Origin of the sequence: Helicobacter pylori (assembly GCF_001653455.1) — a bacterium.
In the GTDB taxonomy this organism is placed as follows: Bacteria; Campylobacterota; Campylobacteria; order Campylobacterales; family Helicobacteraceae; genus Helicobacter; species Helicobacter pylori_A.
In genome coordinates this window covers 646,368-664,614 of the sequence record NZ_CP011486.1, presented here as the reverse complement: position 1 = coordinate 664,614, position 18,247 = coordinate 646,368, and the positions used below count along the sequence as shown (strand labels likewise).

At 37.8% G+C, this 18,247-nt stretch carries 14 protein-coding genes and 1 pseudogene; 9 read left to right on the top strand and 6 right to left on the bottom strand.

Annotation, left to right across the window (positions count from 1 at the left end):
• Positions 1-26 precede the first annotated feature (26 nt).
• Positions 27-839: a 3'-5' exonuclease gene (locus tag AA977_RS03120; RefSeq protein ID WP_064434552.1), complete on the bottom strand. Its 813-nt coding sequence runs from the start codon at positions 837-839 to the stop codon at positions 27-29.
• A 133-nt stretch (positions 840-972) separates the two neighbouring features.
• On the opposite strand from AA977_RS03120, the gene feoB reads away from it, so the two are divergent.
• Together feoB and AA977_RS03110 are read left to right on the top strand one after the other, a co-directional pair.
• Entirely contained in the window at positions 973-2,901 is a 1,929-nt protein-coding gene (gene feoB, locus AA977_RS03115) for a ferrous iron transport protein B (RefSeq protein ID WP_064434551.1), read from the top strand.
• Positions 2,902-3,165: 264 nt separating this feature from the next.
• The gene (locus AA977_RS03110; RefSeq protein WP_064434550.1) at positions 3,166-5,469 is read left to right on the top strand and encodes a TonB-dependent receptor family protein; all 2,304 of its coding nucleotides are present in this window, start codon (positions 3,166-3,168) and stop codon (positions 5,467-5,469) included.
• Positions 5,470-5,509: 40 nt separating this feature from the next.
• On the opposite strand, the gene fliP is transcribed toward AA977_RS03110, so the two are convergent.
• Entirely contained in the window at positions 5,510-6,256 is a 747-nt protein-coding gene (gene fliP / locus AA977_RS03105; protein WP_001210272.1) for a flagellar type III secretion system pore protein FliP, read from the bottom strand.
• A gap of 96 nt (positions 6,257-6,352) precedes the next feature.
• On the opposite strand from fliP, the gene glmU reads away from it, so the two are divergent.
• The 7 genes from glmU (at position 6,353) to AA977_RS03070 (ending at position 13,665) form a co-directional block, all read left to right on the top strand.
• On the top strand, positions 6,353-7,654 hold the full coding sequence (gene glmU, locus AA977_RS03100; RefSeq protein WP_064434549.1) for a bifunctional UDP-N-acetylglucosamine diphosphorylase/glucosamine-1-phosphate N-acetyltransferase GlmU: 1,302 nt from the start codon (positions 6,353-6,355) through the stop codon (positions 7,652-7,654).
• 218 nt (positions 7,655-7,872) lie between these two features.
• The gene (locus tag AA977_RS03095) at positions 7,873-8,193 is read left to right on the top strand and encodes a hypothetical protein (RefSeq protein ID WP_064434548.1); all 321 of its coding nucleotides are present in this window, start codon (positions 7,873-7,875) and stop codon (positions 8,191-8,193) included.
• Between the two features lie 37 nt (positions 8,194-8,230).
• Entirely contained in the window at positions 8,231-8,737 is a 507-nt protein-coding gene (locus tag AA977_RS03090; RefSeq protein ID WP_064435185.1) for a hypothetical protein, read from the top strand.
• A gap of 169 nt (positions 8,738-8,906) precedes the next feature.
• Positions 8,907-11,273, top strand: coding sequence for a ribonucleoside-diphosphate reductase subunit alpha (locus AA977_RS03085; protein WP_064434547.1), 2,367 nt, complete (start codon positions 8,907-8,909; stop codon positions 11,271-11,273).
• Between the two features lie 61 nt (positions 11,274-11,334).
• Positions 11,335-12,282, top strand: coding sequence for a Gfo/Idh/MocA family protein (locus AA977_RS03080; protein ID WP_064434546.1), 948 nt, complete (start codon positions 11,335-11,337; stop codon positions 12,280-12,282).
• 111 nt (positions 12,283-12,393) lie between these two features.
• Complete coding sequence (locus AA977_RS03075) at positions 12,394-13,161, top strand: sulfite exporter TauE/SafE family protein (protein ID WP_064434545.1); 768 nt, start codon at positions 12,394-12,396, stop codon at positions 13,159-13,161.
• A 3-nt stretch (positions 13,162-13,164) separates the two neighbouring features.
• Positions 13,165-13,665: a methylated-DNA--[protein]-cysteine S-methyltransferase gene (locus AA977_RS03070; protein WP_064434544.1), complete on the top strand. Its 501-nt coding sequence runs from the start codon at positions 13,165-13,167 to the stop codon at positions 13,663-13,665.
• A 60-nt stretch (positions 13,666-13,725) separates the two neighbouring features.
• On the opposite strand, the gene xerH is transcribed toward AA977_RS03070, so the two are convergent.
• The 4 genes and pseudogenes from xerH to AA977_RS03050 all read right to left on the bottom strand — a co-directional run bounded on the left by xerH (position 13,726) and on the right by AA977_RS03050 (position 18,149).
• On the bottom strand, positions 13,726-14,793 hold the full coding sequence (xerH, locus tag AA977_RS03065) for a tyrosine recombinase XerH (RefSeq protein WP_064434543.1): 1,068 nt from the start codon (positions 14,791-14,793) through the stop codon (positions 13,726-13,728).
• Positions 14,790-15,799, bottom strand: a pseudogene (locus AA977_RS08205) (hypothetical protein). Before AA977_RS08205 ends, xerH begins: the two are co-directional and overlap by 4 nt.
• Before the next feature lie 212 nt (positions 15,800-16,011).
• A complete protein-coding gene (locus tag AA977_RS03055; protein ID WP_064434542.1) occupies positions 16,012-17,184 on the bottom strand; it encodes a pyridoxal phosphate-dependent aminotransferase in 1,173 nt (390 codons plus the stop codon).
• A gap of 152 nt (positions 17,185-17,336) precedes the next feature.
• Positions 17,337-18,149 carry an outer membrane protein gene (locus AA977_RS03050; protein WP_064434541.1) on the bottom strand — a complete coding sequence of 271 codons (813 nt, stop codon included), beginning with the start codon at positions 18,147-18,149 and terminating at the stop codon, positions 17,337-17,339.
• Positions 18,150-18,247: the final 98 nt, after the last annotated feature.

Genomic DNA, 18,247 nt, shown 5'->3' with positions numbered 1-18,247 from the left:
TTGTTTCTATAATCAATCATAAATTTTCAAGCAAACTCCCTAATTTCTTTTTCTAAAGCGTTGATAAACACGCTTGAATAAGATTTTTCCTTAGGGAATTTTTCTAAAAAATCGCCCAGTAACCCAAGGTATTGTTCCTTATTTAAAGCCCCTTTCAACACTTCGTATTTTAAAAAAAGCCAATAGGTGTTAAGCACATCGCTTTGGCAATAACTATCAATAGTGTCTTTTTTCTCTTTTTGGCTTAAATCAGGGTTATAATAAATCTTATGCACTAAATCCCCGCTCACATCAAATTTACCAGGAATATTCGTCATGGAGCAAATGCCATTCAAATTCAACCCCCTAACCACCCCATGATGGCTCAAGCTATCCATTAAATCCAAATGAAACTGCTCGCTATAACGGGAGCGGTAATTTTCCCATTTGTTTTCTTGATGATAAAAAGCGTCTAAAGTTAAATTGTGTTTAAGGGCTTTGAGCGTGAGTAGGGGCATATCAAAGCCTCTACCATTAAAACTAATCAGGCGCGGCTGCTTTTCGTTAAAATATTTAAAAAAGTCTTCTAAAAGCTCTTTTTCGCTTATAAAATCCTCTTTATTCTCGTGTTTTTGACCAAAATTCCCCACTTTGACAAACTTTCCGTAATCATCGCCAATGACTGCTGCAATAGAAATAATCTCATGCAAATAAAGGGGCAGAAACTCGCTCCCGCTCTTTTCTTTTTGCCTTTTAAAACTCCATTCACAGATTTTTAGCGCATCATCTTCTTTTAATTCAAAATGCTTTTTGCACAATTCTATGTTAGGAATAGTCTCTATATCAAACACACACAACACCACATGCCCCTTAAATTTTAATACTCTGTATTTCCTTATTATATAATAATTAGTCTTATAGCGCTATAATGCTAATTTTTAATACGAAAACTATATGACAAAAATTAAAAAACTTTAATGCGGAGAATTAGAAGTGGAAGAAATCATTGTCGCTCTTGTGGGCCAGCCTAATGTAGGGAAATCATCTCTTATTAACGCTTTAAGTAACGCCCATTTGAAAGTGGGGAATTTTGCCGGGGTTACCGTGGATAAAATGGAAGTGAGTTTGATCCATAAAGAGCATCAAATCACTATCATTGATTTACCGGGCACTTACGCGCTCAATGATTTCACCACTGAAGAAAAGGTTACTAAAGATTTTTTAGAAAAGGGGCAATACGATCTCATTCTTAATGTGGTGGATTCCACCAATTTAGAGCGCAATCTAGCCTTAAGCGTGCAATTACTAGACACGAATCAAAAAATGCTGCTCGCACTCAACATGTGGGATGAAGCACAAAAAGAAGGCATTAAAATTGATACAGAAAGGCTTTCTAAAGAATTGGGGGTTGTGTGCGTGCCTACAAGCGCAAGATCCAAAGAAGATCGCTTGAATACAGAGCTTTTATTGGATGAAATTGTCAAACTTTATTCTCAAAAGACTACCAATAATGAAAGCATAAAAGTTCCGTCTCAAAGCTTTAAAGAGTCTTTAAAATACAGCCAGAGTGCTCAAAGAATCGCTAAATCAGTGATCCGTGAAAACCAACAAAATGCGAGCTTTGAACACACTTACAAGATTGATAAAATTTTGATGCACAAGCGTTATGGGATTTTGATTTTTCTAGGGTTCATGTTTATCATTTTCTCTTTGAGTTTTTTAATAGGGGGAGGGTTGCAAAAATTGCTAGAAGAGGGGTTTAAATTTTTAAGCGATAGCATTAAGGAAAATGTGGCTAATGAAGATTTAGCGTCTTTGGTGGGCGATGGCATTATTGGGGGAGTGGGGGCGACGGTTTCATTCTTGCCGTTAATCGTGGTGTTGTATTTTGGGATTTCTTTACTAGAAACGACGGGTTATATGAGTAGGGTAGCGTTTTTATTGGATGGGATCTTGCATAAATTTGGCTTGCATGGGAAGAGCTTTATCCCTTTAATCACCGGTTTTGGCTGCTCTGTGCCAGCTTACATGGCGACAAGAACCTTGCAAAATTATAACGAACGATTGATCACGCTTTTTGTAATCGGGTTTATGAGCTGCTCAGCAAGACTGCCTATTTATGTGCTGTTTGTGGGATCGTTTTTCCCCTCTTCAAGCGCGGGGTTTGTGCTGTTTTGCATTTATATTTTGGGGGCGGTTGTGGCACTAGTGATGGCTAAATTACTCAAATTAAGCGTGTTTAAAGGACAAACCGAATCCTTTATTATGGAAATGCCCAAATACCGCTTGCCTAGTTCTAGAATGATTTATTTTAGCATTTATACCAAATCGCTTTCTTACCTCAAAAAAGCCGGGACTTATATTTTAGTGGGAGCGATTTTAATCTGGTTTATGTCTCAATACCCTAAAAGCGATGCGGCCATGAAAACTTACAAACAAGAAAGCTTATTAGTGAATAAAGATACCACTCTTTCAAGCGAAGCTAAAGAAGAAAAATTAAAAGAATTGAAAACGGAATTGGATAAAAAGAATTTAAAAAATAGCATTGTGGGGAGAGGGGGGGCGTATTTAGAGAAAGTCTTTAGCCCTATGGATTTTGATTGGCGTTTGAGCGTCTCGCTTGTAACCGGGTTTATGGCTAAAGAAGTGGTCGTTTCCACTTTGGGGGTGTTGTTTTCTTTAGGGGATCAAAATGAAAAATCTGACGCTTTTAGAGAGGTGATTAGAAAAGAAGTCAGCGTGCCTAGCGGGATCGCTTTTATCGTGTTTGTGATGTTTTATATTCCTTGTTTTGCAGCGACCATCACTTTTGGTAGGGAAGCTGGGGGGATAAAATTTGTAGCGTATTTATTCATTTTTACAACCGTTGTGGCGTATTTCTTTTCACTGATAGCTTTTTATGCGACTAAAATCTTTTTTTAAAGCTTAATGATTAAACTAAAGGGTTTAAACCCTTTAAATGTTTAAAAATCCATCTCATTCTTAAAAAAATATTAAAAAATTTTTATTTTTCTTTATATTCCAATCCTTTCTGTAAATGTTCGCATCAACCGGCATTCTTTATTAAAAAAAACCATTAATTTTTATTTAAATAATAATTGTTTAAAAATTTAAGCTAAAAATAAGAATAATTATTATAAATTACGCCTTGTTGTAAAAAGGAACATTTCTTATAAAAGGTGGTAAATGAAAAGAATCTTAGTCTCTCTAGTTGTTTTGAGTCATGGCGTGCATGCGATGAAAACTCATAATTTGGAAAGGGTGGAAGCTTCAGGAATAGCTAATGATAAAGAAGCACCCTTGAGTTGGAGGAGTAAGGAAGTTAAAAACTATATTGGTTCTCGCACGGTGATTTCTAACAAACAACTCACTAAAAGCGCGAATCAAAGCATTGAAGAAGCCTTGCAAAATGTGCCAGGCGTGCATATTAGAAACTCTACAGGTATTGGAGCTGTGCCTAGCATTTCTATTAGGGGGTTTGGTGCGGGAGGTCCAGGACACTCCAATACGGGAATGATTTTAGTCAATGGGATCCCCATTTATGTCGCTCCCTATGTTGAAATTGGCACGGTTATTTTTCCTGTAACCTTTCAATCTGTGGATAGAATCAGCGTAACTAAGGGTGGGGAGAGCGTGCGTTATGGCCCTAATGTTTTTGGCGGTGTGATCAACATTATCACCAAAGGCATTCCTACCAATTGGGAGAGTCAAGTGAGCGAGAGGGCCACTTTTTGGGGTAAATCTGAAAATGGGGGGTTTTTCAATCAAAATTCTAAAAACATTGATAAAAGCTTAGCCAATAACATGCTTTTTAACACCTATTTAAGAACGGGGGGTATGATGAATAAGCATTTTGGGGTTCAGGCTCAAGTGAATTGGATCAAAGGGCAAGGGTTTAGATACAACAGCCCTACAGATATTCAAAACTACTTGCTAGATTCGTTGTATCAAATCAATGAGAGCAATAAAATCACTGCTTTTTTCCAATACTACAGCTATTTTTTGACAGACCCTGGGTCTTTAGGTATAGCTGCATATAATGAAAATCGTTTTCAAAATAACCGCCCTAATAACGATAAAAGCGGGAGAGCGAAGCGATGGGGGGCTGTGTATCAAAACTTTTTTGGGGACACGGATAAAATAGGGGGGGATTTCACTTTCAGTTACTATGGGCATGACATGTCAAGGGATTTTAAATTTGATTCTAACTATTTAAATGTCAATACCAATCCTAAATTAGGCCCTGTTTATACGGATCAAAATTATCCAGGATTTTTTATTTTTGATCATTTAAGGCGTTATGTGATGAACGCTTTTGAGCCTAATTTGAACTTGGTTGTCAATACCAATAAAGTTAAGCAAACTTTTAATGTGGGCATGCGTTTTATGACGATGGACATGTTCATCAGATCCGATCAAAGCACATGCGAAAAATCAGACATTATTGATGGGGTGTGTCATATGCCTCCTTATGTCCTTTCTAAAAAACCTAGCAACAATCAAGAAATGTTTAACAACTATACAGCGGTATGGTTGAGCGATAAGATAGAGCTTTTTGATTCTAAATTAGTGCTAACTCCAGGGCTTAGATACACCTTTTTAAACTACGATAACAAAGAGCCAGAAAAGAACGATTTTTCCGTATGGACCAGTAAAAAACAGCGTCAAAACGAATGGAGTCCGGCCTTTAATATTGGCTATAAACCTATGGAAAACTGGATATGGTATGCGAACTACCGCCGTAGTTTTATCCCCCCACAACACACAATGGTGGGCATTACTAGGACTAATTACAACCAAATTTTTAATGAAATTGAAGTGGGGCAACGCTATAGCTATAAAAATCTATTGAGTTTTAACACCAACTATTTTGTGATTTTTGCCAATCGTTACTATGCAGGAGGCTATAGCCCACAGCCTGTGAATGCCAGGAGTCAAGGGGTGGAATTGGAATTGTATTACGCGCCGATTAGGGGTTTGCAATTTCATGTGGCTTACACTTATATTGATGCACGCATCACTTCTAACGCTGATGACATTGCTTATTATTTTACAGGCATTGTCAATAAACCCTTTGACATTAAAGGGAAGCGTTTGCCTTATGTAAGCCCTAACCAATTCATATTTGACATGATGTATACTTACAAGCACACGACTTTTGGTATTAGCAGCTATTTTTATAGCCACGCTTATAGCTCCATGCTCAATCAAGTCAAAGATCAAACCGTGTGCTTGCCCCTAAACCCAGAATATACAGGGGGGTTGGAGTATGGTTGTAATTCAGTGGGGTTGTTGCCCTTGTATTTTGTGTTGAATGTGCAAGTGAGCTCAGTTTTATGGCAAAGCGGTAGGCATAAAATCACAGGGAGTTTGCAAATCAATAACCTTTTTAACATGAAGTATTATTTTAGGGGGATTGGCACAAGCCCTACAGGAAGAGAGCCTGCACCAGGGAGATCTATTACAGCGTATTTGAATTATGAATTTTAAACCTCTCTCAAGCCATTTTTTTGGCTTGAATTTTTTAACGCTACACCATTTTAAAACTCGCTACTAAATTTTCGGTCAATAAATTAAACCCATCCACTAAAATAAACACTAGAATTTTAAAGGGTAAAGAAATCATTACAGGCGGGAGCATCATCATACCCATCGCCATTAAAATAGAGCTGATAACCATATCAATCACCAAAAAAGGCAAGTAGAGTAAAAAGCCGATTTGAAACGCTGTTTTCAATTCGCTTATCATAAACGCCGGGATTAAAACGCTCAAACTCACATCATCAGGGGTTTTGGGGTTAGGCAGGTTTCTGATCCTAAAAAAAAGGGCTAGATCCTTTTCTCGTGTGTTTTTAAGCATAAACTCTTTAAAAGGCAGAGCGCTTTTTTCAAACGCTTCGGTGTAAGAAATCTTTTTATCCATATAGGGTTTGATCCCTGTGTCATAAGCCTTTTTCAAGCTAGGCTCCATGATGAAAAAAGTCAATATCAAAGAGAGTGAGACTAAAATTTGAGTGGGTGGGGTTTGTTGCGTGCCTAAAGCGGTCCTTAAAAAAGAAAACACCACGATCAAACGGGTGAAACTCGTCATCACTAAAATCAACGATGGGGCTAAAACTAAAAGCGTGAGTAAAGCGATGACATTAAGAGTGGTTACGAGTTGCTTGGGATCATTGGGGGCGTTTAAAGAGAGATTGACGCTAGGTAGTGCACTATCAGCGCTCATTAAAGGGCATATTAAAGGGCAAATGAGAATGAAAAAAATGAAAAAACGCAAAATTCTAGCCTTAAATCTTTGATGGAAAACAAGGTCAAATTATAAGATAAGGCATGTTAAAATTCTCTAAAATAACCCCTAAATTGAAGGATTTTAATGCTTTCTGTGATCATACTAGCCGCTGGAAAAGGCACTCGCATGCACTCTAGCCTGCCTAAGACTTTGCACACTCTTTGCGGGGAGCCTATGTTGTTTTATATTTTAGAAGTGGTTTTTTCAATCAGTAACGATGTGCATCTTATCTTGCACCACCAACAAGAACGCATTAAAGAAGCGGTTTTAAAGCGTTTTAAGGGAGTGGTTTTCCACACTCAAATCGTGGAAAAATATTCAGGGACAGGTGGGGCTATCATGCAAGAAGACAAAACGCCCATTCTTACCCAACATGAGCGGATTTTAATCTTGAATGCAGACATGCCTTTAATCACTAAAGACGCTTTAACCCCCTTATTGAAAAGCCACAATAACGCCATAGGATTATTGCATTTGGCTGACCCTAAAGGTTATGGGCGCGTTATTTTAGAAAACCATCAAGTTAAAAAGATTGTAGAAGAAAAGGACGCTAATGATGGAGAAAAAGCCATTAAAAGCGTGAACGCTGGCGTGTATTTTTTTGAAAGAAAGTTTTTAGAAAAATACTTGCAAAAACTTCATAACCAAAACGCCCAAAAAGAATACTACCTTACGGATTTAGTCGCTCTGGGTATTAAGGGGAATGAAACAATTGACGCCATTTTTTTAGAAGAAGAGTCTTTTTTAGGGGTGAATTGCCAAACAGAAAGAGCAAAGGCTGAAGAAATCATGCTAGAAAGACTGCGAAAAAACGCTATGGATTTGGGGGTAGTGATGCAATTACCCAAGAGTATTTACTTAGAAAAAAGCGTGAGTTTTAAGGGGGAGTGTGTTTTAGAACAAGGGGTGCGTTTGAGCGGGAATTGTTTGATAGAAAACGCGCATATTAAAGCTTATAGCGTGATAGAAGAGAGCCAAATTATTAACAGCAGTGTGGGGCCGTTTGCCCATGCGCGCCCTAAAAGCGTGATTTGTGATAGCCATGTGGGGAATTTTGTAGAGACGAAAAACGCTAAACTTCAAGGCACTAAAGCAGGGCATTTGAGCTATTTGGGGGATTGTGAGATAGGGAAAAACACAAATGTAGGGGCTGGCGTGATCACTTGCAATTATGATGGCAAAAAGAAACACCAAACGATCATCGGTGAAAATGTCTTTATAGGGAGCGATAGCCAGCTAGTTGCGCCCATAACTATCGGCTCTAATGTTTTAATTGGCAGCGGCACCACCATCACTAAAGACATTCCTAGCGGTTCTTTAAGCCTTTCGCGTGCCCCTCAAACCAACATTGAAAACGGGTATTTTAAGTTTTTTAAAAAGCCTTAAGGAGCTTGAAAAGAACTGCTGTTTTAAAACCTTATTGAGCGTATTTTTAAATAACGATTTACCTTAATCATATAATTTGTGAATAAACAAAACACTTATTGAGATTTTTGTGATATTTGGCTGATCTGTAACAATGCTTTTAATAGGGTTGTGGTATAAATATTCTTATCAAGGTGTGCCAAACATGCCTTGAATCTCAATTGATGAAAGGATTTGTTATGAGCGGGTTAAAAACATTGAGTTGTGTAGTGGTTTTATGCGGTGCAATGGCTAATGTGGCTATAGCTGGTCCTAAAATAGAGGCAAGGGGTCAGCATGGCAGAGATGTAGGAGGAGCTATTGGAGGATATTTAGGAAGAGGTGAAGGGCCTTTAGGAACTATTGGAGGGTATTTGCTTGGTCAGGAAATAGGCGATAGGGTAGAAGATCTTATCCATGATTTCATAGACAGAGAACCACAAGCTAAAGAACCACAAGCCCCAAGAGAACCTATCCGTGATGTTTATGATTACGGCTATAGTTTTGGGCATGCTTGGTAGTCTCAAATGAGCCAAGGTGATGGGGAAAGAAAATAACATGGATACTACAAAAGAGAACTTGAATGGCTCAAAAGAGCGTTTGAGTTATACTGAATACAAGACAGCAATGGGTTTGGTCGTTACAATTTGTTTCTCCATAACCAATAGGATTTTTTATGACATAAATGGTTCGGCTAGCGATCCAATCTTTAACCCTAAATACAGCTATTATGTGTGGCTAACGACTCTAATAGCGGCTTTGTTGTCTAACCTCTTGTTCAACCCAAAAGGCAGGTCGGCAGGTTATTTCATTATTGAAACTTGGCAAGGATTCCCCAAGTTTTTTAAAGCCATTTTTAAGGCTAGGTTTTTTGGCGCGTTTTATGACGCTGTGTTAGGAGCAAGACTAAGGGATTTTTATATGGTGCTTTTAACGATACCCTTTGCTATTGCTATGCATGAAATTTCGGCGTATTGTGGGCATCCTAGCAACTTCCTTATAGAGGGTTTGGTCATCGTGGGGTTTCAATATTTTCTTAAGCTTTGCGCTAAATGGGGGTGGTGATTTAACTCAAATAGCATTAAATGGGGGGGTATAAAAAAATTAAAAAACTTTAAAACTCATTCTCATTAATAGGACAGAGCCAACTTGAACTTTTCTTTTTCTTAAGCTTTTATTGATACAATTCCAAATTTAAAAAACAAACGATTTAATTCAAATTTAAGGAAAAATTTTGATTACGGTGGTTAAACGAAACGGGCGCATTGAGCCTTTGGACATTACAAAAATCCAAAAATACACTAAGGACGCTACGGACAATTTAGAGGGCGTGAGCCAAAGTGAGCTAGAAGTGGATGCAAGGTTGCAATTTAGAGACAAGATCACTACTGAAGAAATCCAACAAACTTTGATTAAAACCGCTGTGGATAAGATAGATATTGACACGCCTAATTGGAGCTTTGTCGCCTCAAGGCTTTTTTTGTATGATTTATACCATAAAGTGAGCGGTTTTACAGGTTATAGGCATTTAAAAGAGTATTTTGAAAACGCTGAAGAAAAGGGTCGTATCCTTAAGGGCTTTAAGGAAAAATTTGATCTAGAGTTTTTAAACAGCCAGATCAAGCCTGAAAGGGATTTTCAATTCAATTATTTGGGGATTAAAACCTTGTATGATCGCTATTTGTTGAAAGACGCTAACAATTACCCTATTGAATTGCCTCAACACATGTTCATGAGCATTGCAATGTTTTTAGCGCAAAACGAACAAGAACCTAACAAAATCGCTTTGGAATTTTATGAAGTTTTAAGCAAATTTGAAGCGATGTGCGCGACCCCCACTTTAGCGAACGCTCGCACCACCAAGCACCAGCTGAGCTCATGCTATATTGGCAGCACGCCGGATAATATTGAAGGGATTTTTGACAGCTATAAGGAAATGGCGTTATTATCCAAATACGGTGGGGGGATTGGCTGGGATTTTTCTTTAGTGCGATCTATCGGGAGCTATATTGATGGGCATAAAAATGCGAGCGCTGGCACGATCCCCTTTTTAAAAATCGCTAATGATGTGGCGATTGCAGTTGATCAATTAGGCACACGAAAGGGCGCGATTGCGGTGTATTTGGAAATCTGGCACATTGATGTGATGGAGTTCATTGATTTAAGGAAAAATAGCGGCGATGAAAGGCGAAGAGCGCATGATTTATTCCCGGCTCTTTGGGTGTGCGATTTGTTCATGAAAAGGGTTTTAGAAGACGCGATGTGGACTTTATTTGATCCTTATGAGTGTAAGGATCTCTCTGAACTTTATGGGCAAGAATTTGAAAAACGCTATTTAGAGTATGAAAAAGATCCTAAAATCATTAAAGAATACATTAACGCTAAAGATTTATGGAAAAAAATCTTGATGAATTATTTTGAAGCCGGTTTGCCTTTCTTGGCTTTTAAAGATAATGCTAATCGGTGCAATCCAAACGCTCATGCAGGAATTATTCGATCGTCTAATTTATGCACGGAGATCTTTCAAAATACTGCGCCTAATCATTACTACATGCAAATAGAATACACCGATGGCACGATGGATTTTTTTGAAGAAAAGCAGTTGGTAACCACAGATAATAACATCACTAAATGCGCCAACAAGCTCACCAGTACGGATATTCTTAAAGGCAAACAAATTTATATCGCTACTAAAATCGCCAAAGATGGGCAAACGGCGGTGTGTAATTTAGCGAGCATCAATTTAAGCAAGATCAACACTGAAGAAGACATTAAAAGAGTCGTGCCGATCATGGTCAGGCTTTTAGACAATGTGATTGATTTGAATTTCTACCCTAACCGCAAAGTCAAAGCCACCAATTTGCAAAATAGAGCCATAGGGTTGGGGGTTATGGGTGAAGCGCAAATGCTCGCAGAACACAAAATCGCTTGGGGGTCTAAAGAGCATTTAGAAAAAATTGACGCTTTAATGGAGCAAATCAGCTACCATGCGATTGACACGAGCGCGAATTTAGCGAAAGAAAAAGGGGTTTATAAGGATTTTGAAAATTCAGAATGGAGTAAGGGGATTTTCCCTATTGACAAAGCCAATAATGAAGCCTTAAAACTCACTGAAAAAGGGCTTTTTAACTACGCTTGCGATTGGCAGGGTTTGAGAGAGAAAGTCAAAACTTTTGGCATGCGTAATGGCTATTTAATGGCGATCGCTCCTACTAGCTCTATTTCTATTTTAGTGGGCACAACCCAAACGATTGAACCCATTTATAAGAAAAAGTGGTTTGAAGAAAATTTGAGCGGGCTAATTCCTGTGGTTGTGCCTAATTTAAGCGTAGAAACTTGGAATTTTTACACATCAGCCTATGATATTGACGCTAAAGATTTGATTAAAGCCGCAGCCGTGCGCCAAAAATGGATCGATCAAGGCCAAAGTATTAATGTGTTTTTACGCATAGAAAACGCCAGCGGTAAAACCTTGCATGAAATCTACACGCTCGCTTGGAAATTAGGGTTAAAATCCACTTATTATTTGCGCAGCGAAAGCCCTAGCATTGATGAAAAAAGCGTGTTGGATCGCTCGGTGGAGTGTTTTAATTGCCAATAATATAAGCTTAAATAAGCTAATCTTTGCTAAAATGAGATTTAAAATGATTTAAGGAAGATGAATGCTTTTTGCTATGATTGGTTCAGGGGGGTTTATCGCTCCCAAACACTTACAGGCTATTAGAGATACAGGGCATTTTTTGGATTGCTCTTTTAATATTCATGATAGTGTGGGGGTTTTAGATGAGTATTTCCCGCAATCAGAGTTTTTTACGAATATTGAAGATTTTGAAAAGCATTTAGAGCAATCTAAGGCTATGGGTAAAGAAATCAACTATTTGAGTGTTTGCACGCCCACGCACACGCATTTTGATTATATCCGTTTCGGGTTAAAATACGGCATGCATGTGATTTGTGAAAAACCTTTAGTTTTAGATCCTAGCGAAATACAGGAATTGAAAGATTTAGAGGTGAAATACCAAAAAAGGGTGTTTAGTCTTTTACCTTTGCGCTTGCATTGCGACACGCTGGCTTTAAAAGAAAAAATTCAAAGCGAATTGGAAAAAAACCCGAGCAAGGTTTTTGACATCACGCTCACTTATATCAGCGTTCAAGGGAAGTGGTATTTTTCTTCATGGCGAGCGGATGTGAATAAAAGTGGGGGGCTAGCCACTCAAATGGGAGTGAATATTTTTGATACTTTATTGTATTTGTTTGGAGGCGTTAAAGACAAAATCATCAATAGGGAAGAGCCTGATTGCGTGTGTGGGATACTCTTTTTAGAGCATGCTAAAATAAGATGGTTTTTTTCCATCAACCCAGAACACATGGGAGTGGCTAAAGAAAAGGTCTATCATAAAATGATCCTAGAGGGCGAAGAAGTCAATCTCACGCAGAGCTTTGATAATTTGTATATAGAAAGCTACAAACAGATTTTAGCTCAAGAGGGGTTTGGTTTAGATGAAGCTACGGCGTCTATCAAATTGGCTTATGAATTAAGAAACCTCTCTCTTAGCGAACCCAATGAAGATTCGCATGTTTTGTGTTGCAAGAACAAAACAGACCAATAAAAGTACCACTTTAAAAGCGTTTTTTAGGGGGGTTTAGTTATTGGTATTGGATTAGAATGGGGCTATTTTAATTTTCTTTTAGAGGGGGTTTTACTTCTTTAAAGGTTTTTTATGGATATTTATGGGTTATACATAACAATAGGGCTATTTACGGGCATTCTATCAGGGATCTTTGGCATTGGCGGAGGAATGATCATTGTCCCTATCATGCTCGCAACCGGGCATTCTTTTGAAGAATCCATTGGCATTTCTATTTTGCAAATGGCGCTTTCATCGTTCGTGGGCTCTGTGTTGAATTTCAAAAAAAAGTCGCTTGATTTTTCTTTAGGCTTGTTGATAGGGGCAGGGGGGCTAGTGGGAGCGAGTTTTAGCGGACTGATTTTAAAAATTGTTTCCAGTAAAATTTTGATGGTTATTTTCGCTCTTTTAGTCGTGTACTCTATGATCCAATTTATCTTAAAACCCAAAAAAAAAGATGCCGTAGCAGACACCAAACACCAGCATTTGCAAGGTTTAAAATTATTTTTAATTGGCGCGCTCACAGGGTTTTTTGCCATCACTTTAGGCATTGGTGGGGGGATGCTCATGGTGCCTTTGATGCATTATTTTTTAGGGTATGACTCTAAAAAATGCGTGGCATTGGGGTTGTTTTTTATTTTGTTTTCTTCTATTTCGGGAGCTTTTTCTTTAATGTATCACCACATCATCAATAAAGAAGTGTTATTAGCAGGGGCCATTGTGGGTTTAGGCTCTATTATGGGCGTGAGTATTGGGATTAAATGGATCATGGGGCTTTTGAATGAAAAAATGCATAAAGCTTTGATTTTAGGGGTGTATGGTTTGTCGCTATTGATTGTTTTATACAAACTCTTTTTTTAATTGATGAATCTATACCACTGCTATTTTAAGACCCCTAAGAGTTTCCCTTTAAAGTATTTGCATTTGTGCGCTAATGAGAGCCATTTATTGAGATTGGATTTTGATAGGACCAATTTTTCTATCTCTATGAATACCCCATTAAAACTCAGCGTTCAAGCCTTGGAGCGTTATTTCTTGGGACAACTTTTTGAATTTGATGTTCCTTTAGATTTGATAGGCACTCCTTTTCAAAAACAAGTTTGGTCTGTGCTATTAACTATCCCTTATGGCAAAACAAAAAGTTACGATGAAATCGCAAAACTCATTAATAACCCTAAATCTTATAGAGCTATTGGCAACGCTAATCACAATAACCCTATTTCTTTGATCGTGCCTTGTCATAGAGTGGTGCGTAAAAATGGTGCTTTAGGGGGGTATAATGGGGGCATAGAAGTCAAAAAGTGGCTGTTAGAATTTGAGCGTAAAAATTTAAACCAACACGCTAAAAACTTTTTAATTTTTTAAAAATGAGGTTGTAGTTGTTTTATGGTAAAAATCATTTTTTAAGGGAGTAGGGGGTGTTTTTTAACTTTCTTCCCAAATACTCGCCACTTCTTCTAAACGCTGTTTGTCAAAATGCGTGTAAATCCTGCTCGTGTTCAAGCTCGCATGCCCTAGAGCTTCTTGAACTAAAATCAAGTCATGGCGTTTTTGATAGAGCAAGGTTGCAAAAGAATGCCTTAACATGTGCGCCCCATTTTTCTCTCGCCTGAGTCCTGCAAAATTGATGATTCGCTCCACTTGCCTATACAAATACGCTTGCGTTAAAGCCATGCCTTTTTGATTGCAAAACAATAAATCATTTTTAACAGGATACAATTCCCTCTCTATGAGCCATTCCTTTAAAAGGCTTTCAATGTGGAAAGCTTTGAGCATCACCGCTCTGTATTTATCGCCCTTACCTTTAATCAAAATGGTATAACAGCCATTTTCTAAAGTAAAATCCTTTATTTTAAGCTGTAAGGCTTCATTAGAACGCATGCCTGTAAAAACAATGATTTTAATGAGTAGGCGGTTTCTCGCGCGCACTTTAGCGGACATTTCTATGGTATCAATGCTTTCTAAAAATTTTTCTAATTCTTCGCTATTTAAGTGGGTAGGGAGCTTGTTGCCTGCGCTTTGATTCGCTCCGCTGATATTTTTAAGCGTGATATTGTAGATATAAGATTTTTCATTTTCATCTTGATTTTGCTTGTCTATATAACTAAAAAGTCCTAGTAGGGCAATCCTATAATTTTTCTTAGTGGCTAAACTCAAACCTCCGGTATAAATACTCAAAAATTCAGCCAACATGACTTTGTCTATATTTTTGAGCGATTTTAAAGAAAGCTTTTGAGCGTATTCGTAAAATTTGAGTAGGGGCAGTGCATAAGTGTTGATACCCAGCAATCCAGCACTGCGAGCTTTTTTGCAAACTTTTTCTAAACGCTCTAAATTGCACGCTTGATTCAATTCATTCAAGCATTCAAAAACCTTATTTTGGTCTTTCACTTGGGAATTAGACAAGCTTGTGCATTTGTAACGCAAAAAGCGCCCAATCCATAGTAAAAGATTCTCTATTGGGTCATTTAATTCTTCTAGGGGGTGTTTCATTTAGGGGTTTTAAACTGATCTAAATCGTCATCATGCGGCGTATCGCTGGGTGCTTTTTGCGTTATAAGCACGTTCGCAATAAGTTTATGACTAACTACCTCACCTTGTTTTAAATCATCAGCAATTTTATTGATTTTAAGGTTCTGTGCTGAACCTATTTTATGTTTTTCTCTTTCTTCAATAACTTCTCTTTCTATGCTCTCTATTTTTTCAATATCAAAAACTTTAGGATAACCACGCCACTGGTTACGCTTAATAGATAATTTTATGTCATCTTCAAATGTCCCAGTAACAATCTTAGGCATGCATGTTACTTTTATTTGAACCTTATCAATTTCTTTAAAACTCATACCGCAATTGCCACTAGGCTGTTTTGAAAAGAATGTAGCTATCTTATTTTTTAAGTGTGTGAGAGATTGCGGTAATTGACTAGGCACTGAGAATATAATGTCTGGGAATTTAGTCCACACCTTATTAAAATCACTAGATAAGGCACTCACCAATTCCACCCTATAAGCGTTTTCTTTATTATGAATAGCGTTTTCACAATAGCAGATCACCTCTTGATTAAACAATCTTGCCAATAGCAACAAATAATTCCTTAAATTGAATGTCTTGCTTGGCTCGTTTTGAAATACAAAAAAACTTATTTCTTTGTTAGGCAAAAGATCGTTTTCTACCTTTTCTTTCCAATAACCAATCACTTGAATATAACCAATGTAAAAGCTCCTTTAAAAGGTCTAAACGCTGAGATAATCCCAAAAGGTAGTCCGCTCCTAATCTTCTCATACACTCTATTAAGCTTAGCGCCCTCAATTGCATAAATTTCAGCAACATAAGCCTCAGTAGGGTTGTCCTTAATATTAGAGATTTCATCGCCAAGAAAAATCTTATCGTCTTTGTCGCCAATGCCAAAAAAATCTAAAATATTTACATGCAACTTATCGTCTATCACTCTAACTTTTTTATCATTTTCAAATTCTAAAAAATCATAATTTAACAACATTTAGCACACTCCCTTTACTTTATTTGCTAAAAAGAAAATAGCCTAAGAAACTAATTCTAACACCAAAACCAAAACCATTCCCAAATGGTAAAAACAATTTTAGTCATTCCTTAATTTATTTTAGTTATGAAAACTGCACTTTTCAAACTTTTAAATCAAACCATATTATACCACTATGCCGCATTAAATCCCCCCCTTTTTAATACAAATTTTTATCCCTTTGATTTGACAAAGCGAGCGATGCGTTCGATCCCCTTTTCAATCTGTTCTTCTGAGCAAGCAAAAGACAAGCGGACATAACCTTCTAAACCAAAAGCCTTTCCAGGCACTAACGCCACGCCTTCTTTTTCCAATAACTCATGGCAAAACTGCATTGAATCCCCCCCACAAAGGCTACCGATATGGATAAAAAGATAAAACGCCCCATCAGGTTTTAAAGCATTCAACCCTTCAATCGTATTGATTTTTGCGTGGGCTAAATTGCAACGCTTTTCAAAAGCCTGACGCATCGTTTCAATTTCTTTATCCACTAACCCTTCAAGCGCCACAATGGAAGCCATTTGCGTGATGGAATTGATATTGGAAGTGCATTGGCTTTGCAAGTTATTCATCAATTTGACTAATTTTTTATCCTTGCTCGCCGCATAGCCTATCCGCCAGCCTGTCATCGCCACTGACTTGCTCAAACCATTAATGGTAATGGTGCGCTTTTTCATCTCTTCATTCACCGCCGCACAAGAAACAAACTCGCCTTTATAAATAAGTTTTTCATAAATTTCATCGCTAAGCACCCAAATTTGAGTCTCTTTTAAAACTTCGCTTAAGGCCTCTAATTCCGCCCTACTATAAAGCATACCGGTAGGGTTTGACGGAGTGGTGAGAATGAGCATTTTCGTTTTGGGGCTTAAGGCGTCTTTGAGCTGTTTAGGGGTGATTTTAAAATGGCTTTTTTCATCGGTTTGAATGAATTTGCTCACCCCCCCACTGTATTTCACAAGCTCAGGGTAAGTTACCCAAAAAGGCACAGGGATAATCACCTCATCGCCCTCTTCAATTAAGGCTTGAATCGCATTAAACAAGCTTTGCTTAGCGCCATTACTCACTAAAATTTCGCTTGGTTCATAATCCAAGTTGTTTTCTTTTTTTAATTTAAAAGCGATCGCTTTGAGTAATTCAGGGATTCCAGCTACCGGAGTGTATTTGGTAAAGCCGTCATTTAGGGCTTTTATGGCCGCATCTTTAATCGCTTGTGGGGTGTCAAAATCAGGCTCGCCCGCTGAAAAACTTAAAATATCTTTTCCTTGCGATTTTAATTCTTTAGCGAGCATGCTAATAGCGATCGTCGTGGATTCTGAAAGGGATTGGATTTTAGAGGAATACAACATGCTTAATCCTTGTTAAAAATTTGGACTATCATAACATGATCAAAAAGATTTTAATTCTAATTTTCAAAAAACTTTTAAAAATGTTTCAAAAGAAAGCGGTGGCTTATACAAGAAAACTCTAATTGAAAATTCAATTAGAGAAAAAACCAATCTTAGAAATTGTAACGATACCCTACATAAAGGCTGTATTGACGGCGGTAGGTAAAGCTCAAATTCCCATGATTAAAATAATAAACATTAATGGTAGGAATTTTCACGCCAAAGTCAAATTCTTGATGCCGACCAATATGAGTGCGAATCCCTAAATTAAAAAGGAACTGGAAAATCGCCGGATCAAGGCTATAGGAGGTGTGCTTATAAGGGCTTTTGGTTTCCAAAAAGGCCCCTGTCGTATTCCCCCAAGAGTTACCCGCAATTTGAGCTCCAAAAAAGAACCCAAAACTCGCATCTTCTTTATTGATGACATTATACAAAGTGTCAATACCCACACCATAAGTGAACATGTCAGACAGATTGCCCATAGTCCCTACTTTGGTCGCACACGGTTCGTGAAGCTCGCACACTCCGCCATTATCTGAAGTCAAAGCATTCGCTCCAAACACGGCATGACCATAATCCATAAAGCCATAATAGCGTGCACCAAACCAACGCTTTTCTCCAAAAAACTGCTTATAACCCACAGTAAGCCCCAAGCCTTGCATAACGGCTAAATAATCGGTTTTACCCACAGGGAATTTAGGGTAGTTAAACTCACTGCTTTTTGGGGGGTTTTTAACGGTTTGGGAAGCCTGACCGACTTGATAGCTAATCCCCAGATACCAAGCGTTTTTCTCGCCCTTCACTACTTTATACTCTTTTGGCTTTTCCAATTGCTTCTGCACATCTGCACCGCCTTCTGCTGCCAAAAGACTATGACCTAACACTACCGATAAACAGAGCGTTTTAAACACTACAAACTTTTTCATACAACATTTTTCCTTCTAAAAGTCTACATTTCGTATAATAATAACATAATAATCTATAAAAAACCTAAATTCTTAAGAAAAATACCCCTAAAACTTAG

Bases quoted from the DNA above. Each gene is read 5' to 3' on its own strand.
- AA977_RS03110 (WP_064434550.1), top strand. From the start codon at position 3,166: ATGAAAAGAATCTTAGTCTCTCTAGTTGTTTTGAGTCATGGCGTGCAT.
- glmU (WP_064434549.1), top strand. From the start codon at position 6,353: ATGCTTTCTGTGATCATACTAGCCGCTGGAAAAGGCACTCGCATGCAC.
- AA977_RS03095 (WP_064434548.1), top strand. From the start codon at position 7,873: ATGAGCGGGTTAAAAACATTGAGTTGTGTAGTGGTTTTATGCGGTGCA.
- AA977_RS03090 (WP_064435185.1), top strand. From the start codon at position 8,231: ATGGATACTACAAAAGAGAACTTGAATGGCTCAAAAGAGCGTTTGAGT.
- AA977_RS03080 (WP_064434546.1), top strand. From the start codon at position 11,335: ATGCTTTTTGCTATGATTGGTTCAGGGGGGTTTATCGCTCCCAAACAC.
- AA977_RS03075 (WP_064434545.1), top strand. From the start codon at position 12,394: ATGGATATTTATGGGTTATACATAACAATAGGGCTATTTACGGGCATT.
- AA977_RS03070 (WP_064434544.1), top strand. From the start codon at position 13,165: ATGAATCTATACCACTGCTATTTTAAGACCCCTAAGAGTTTCCCTTTA.
- xerH (WP_064434543.1), bottom strand. From the start codon at position 14,793: ATGAAACACCCCCTAGAAGAATTAAATGACCCAATAGAGAATCTTTTA.
- AA977_RS03055 (WP_064434542.1), bottom strand. From the start codon at position 17,184: ATGTTGTATTCCTCTAAAATCCAATCCCTTTCAGAATCCACGACGATC.
- AA977_RS03050 (WP_064434541.1), bottom strand. From the start codon at position 18,149: ATGAAAAAGTTTGTAGTGTTTAAAACGCTCTGTTTATCGGTAGTGTTA.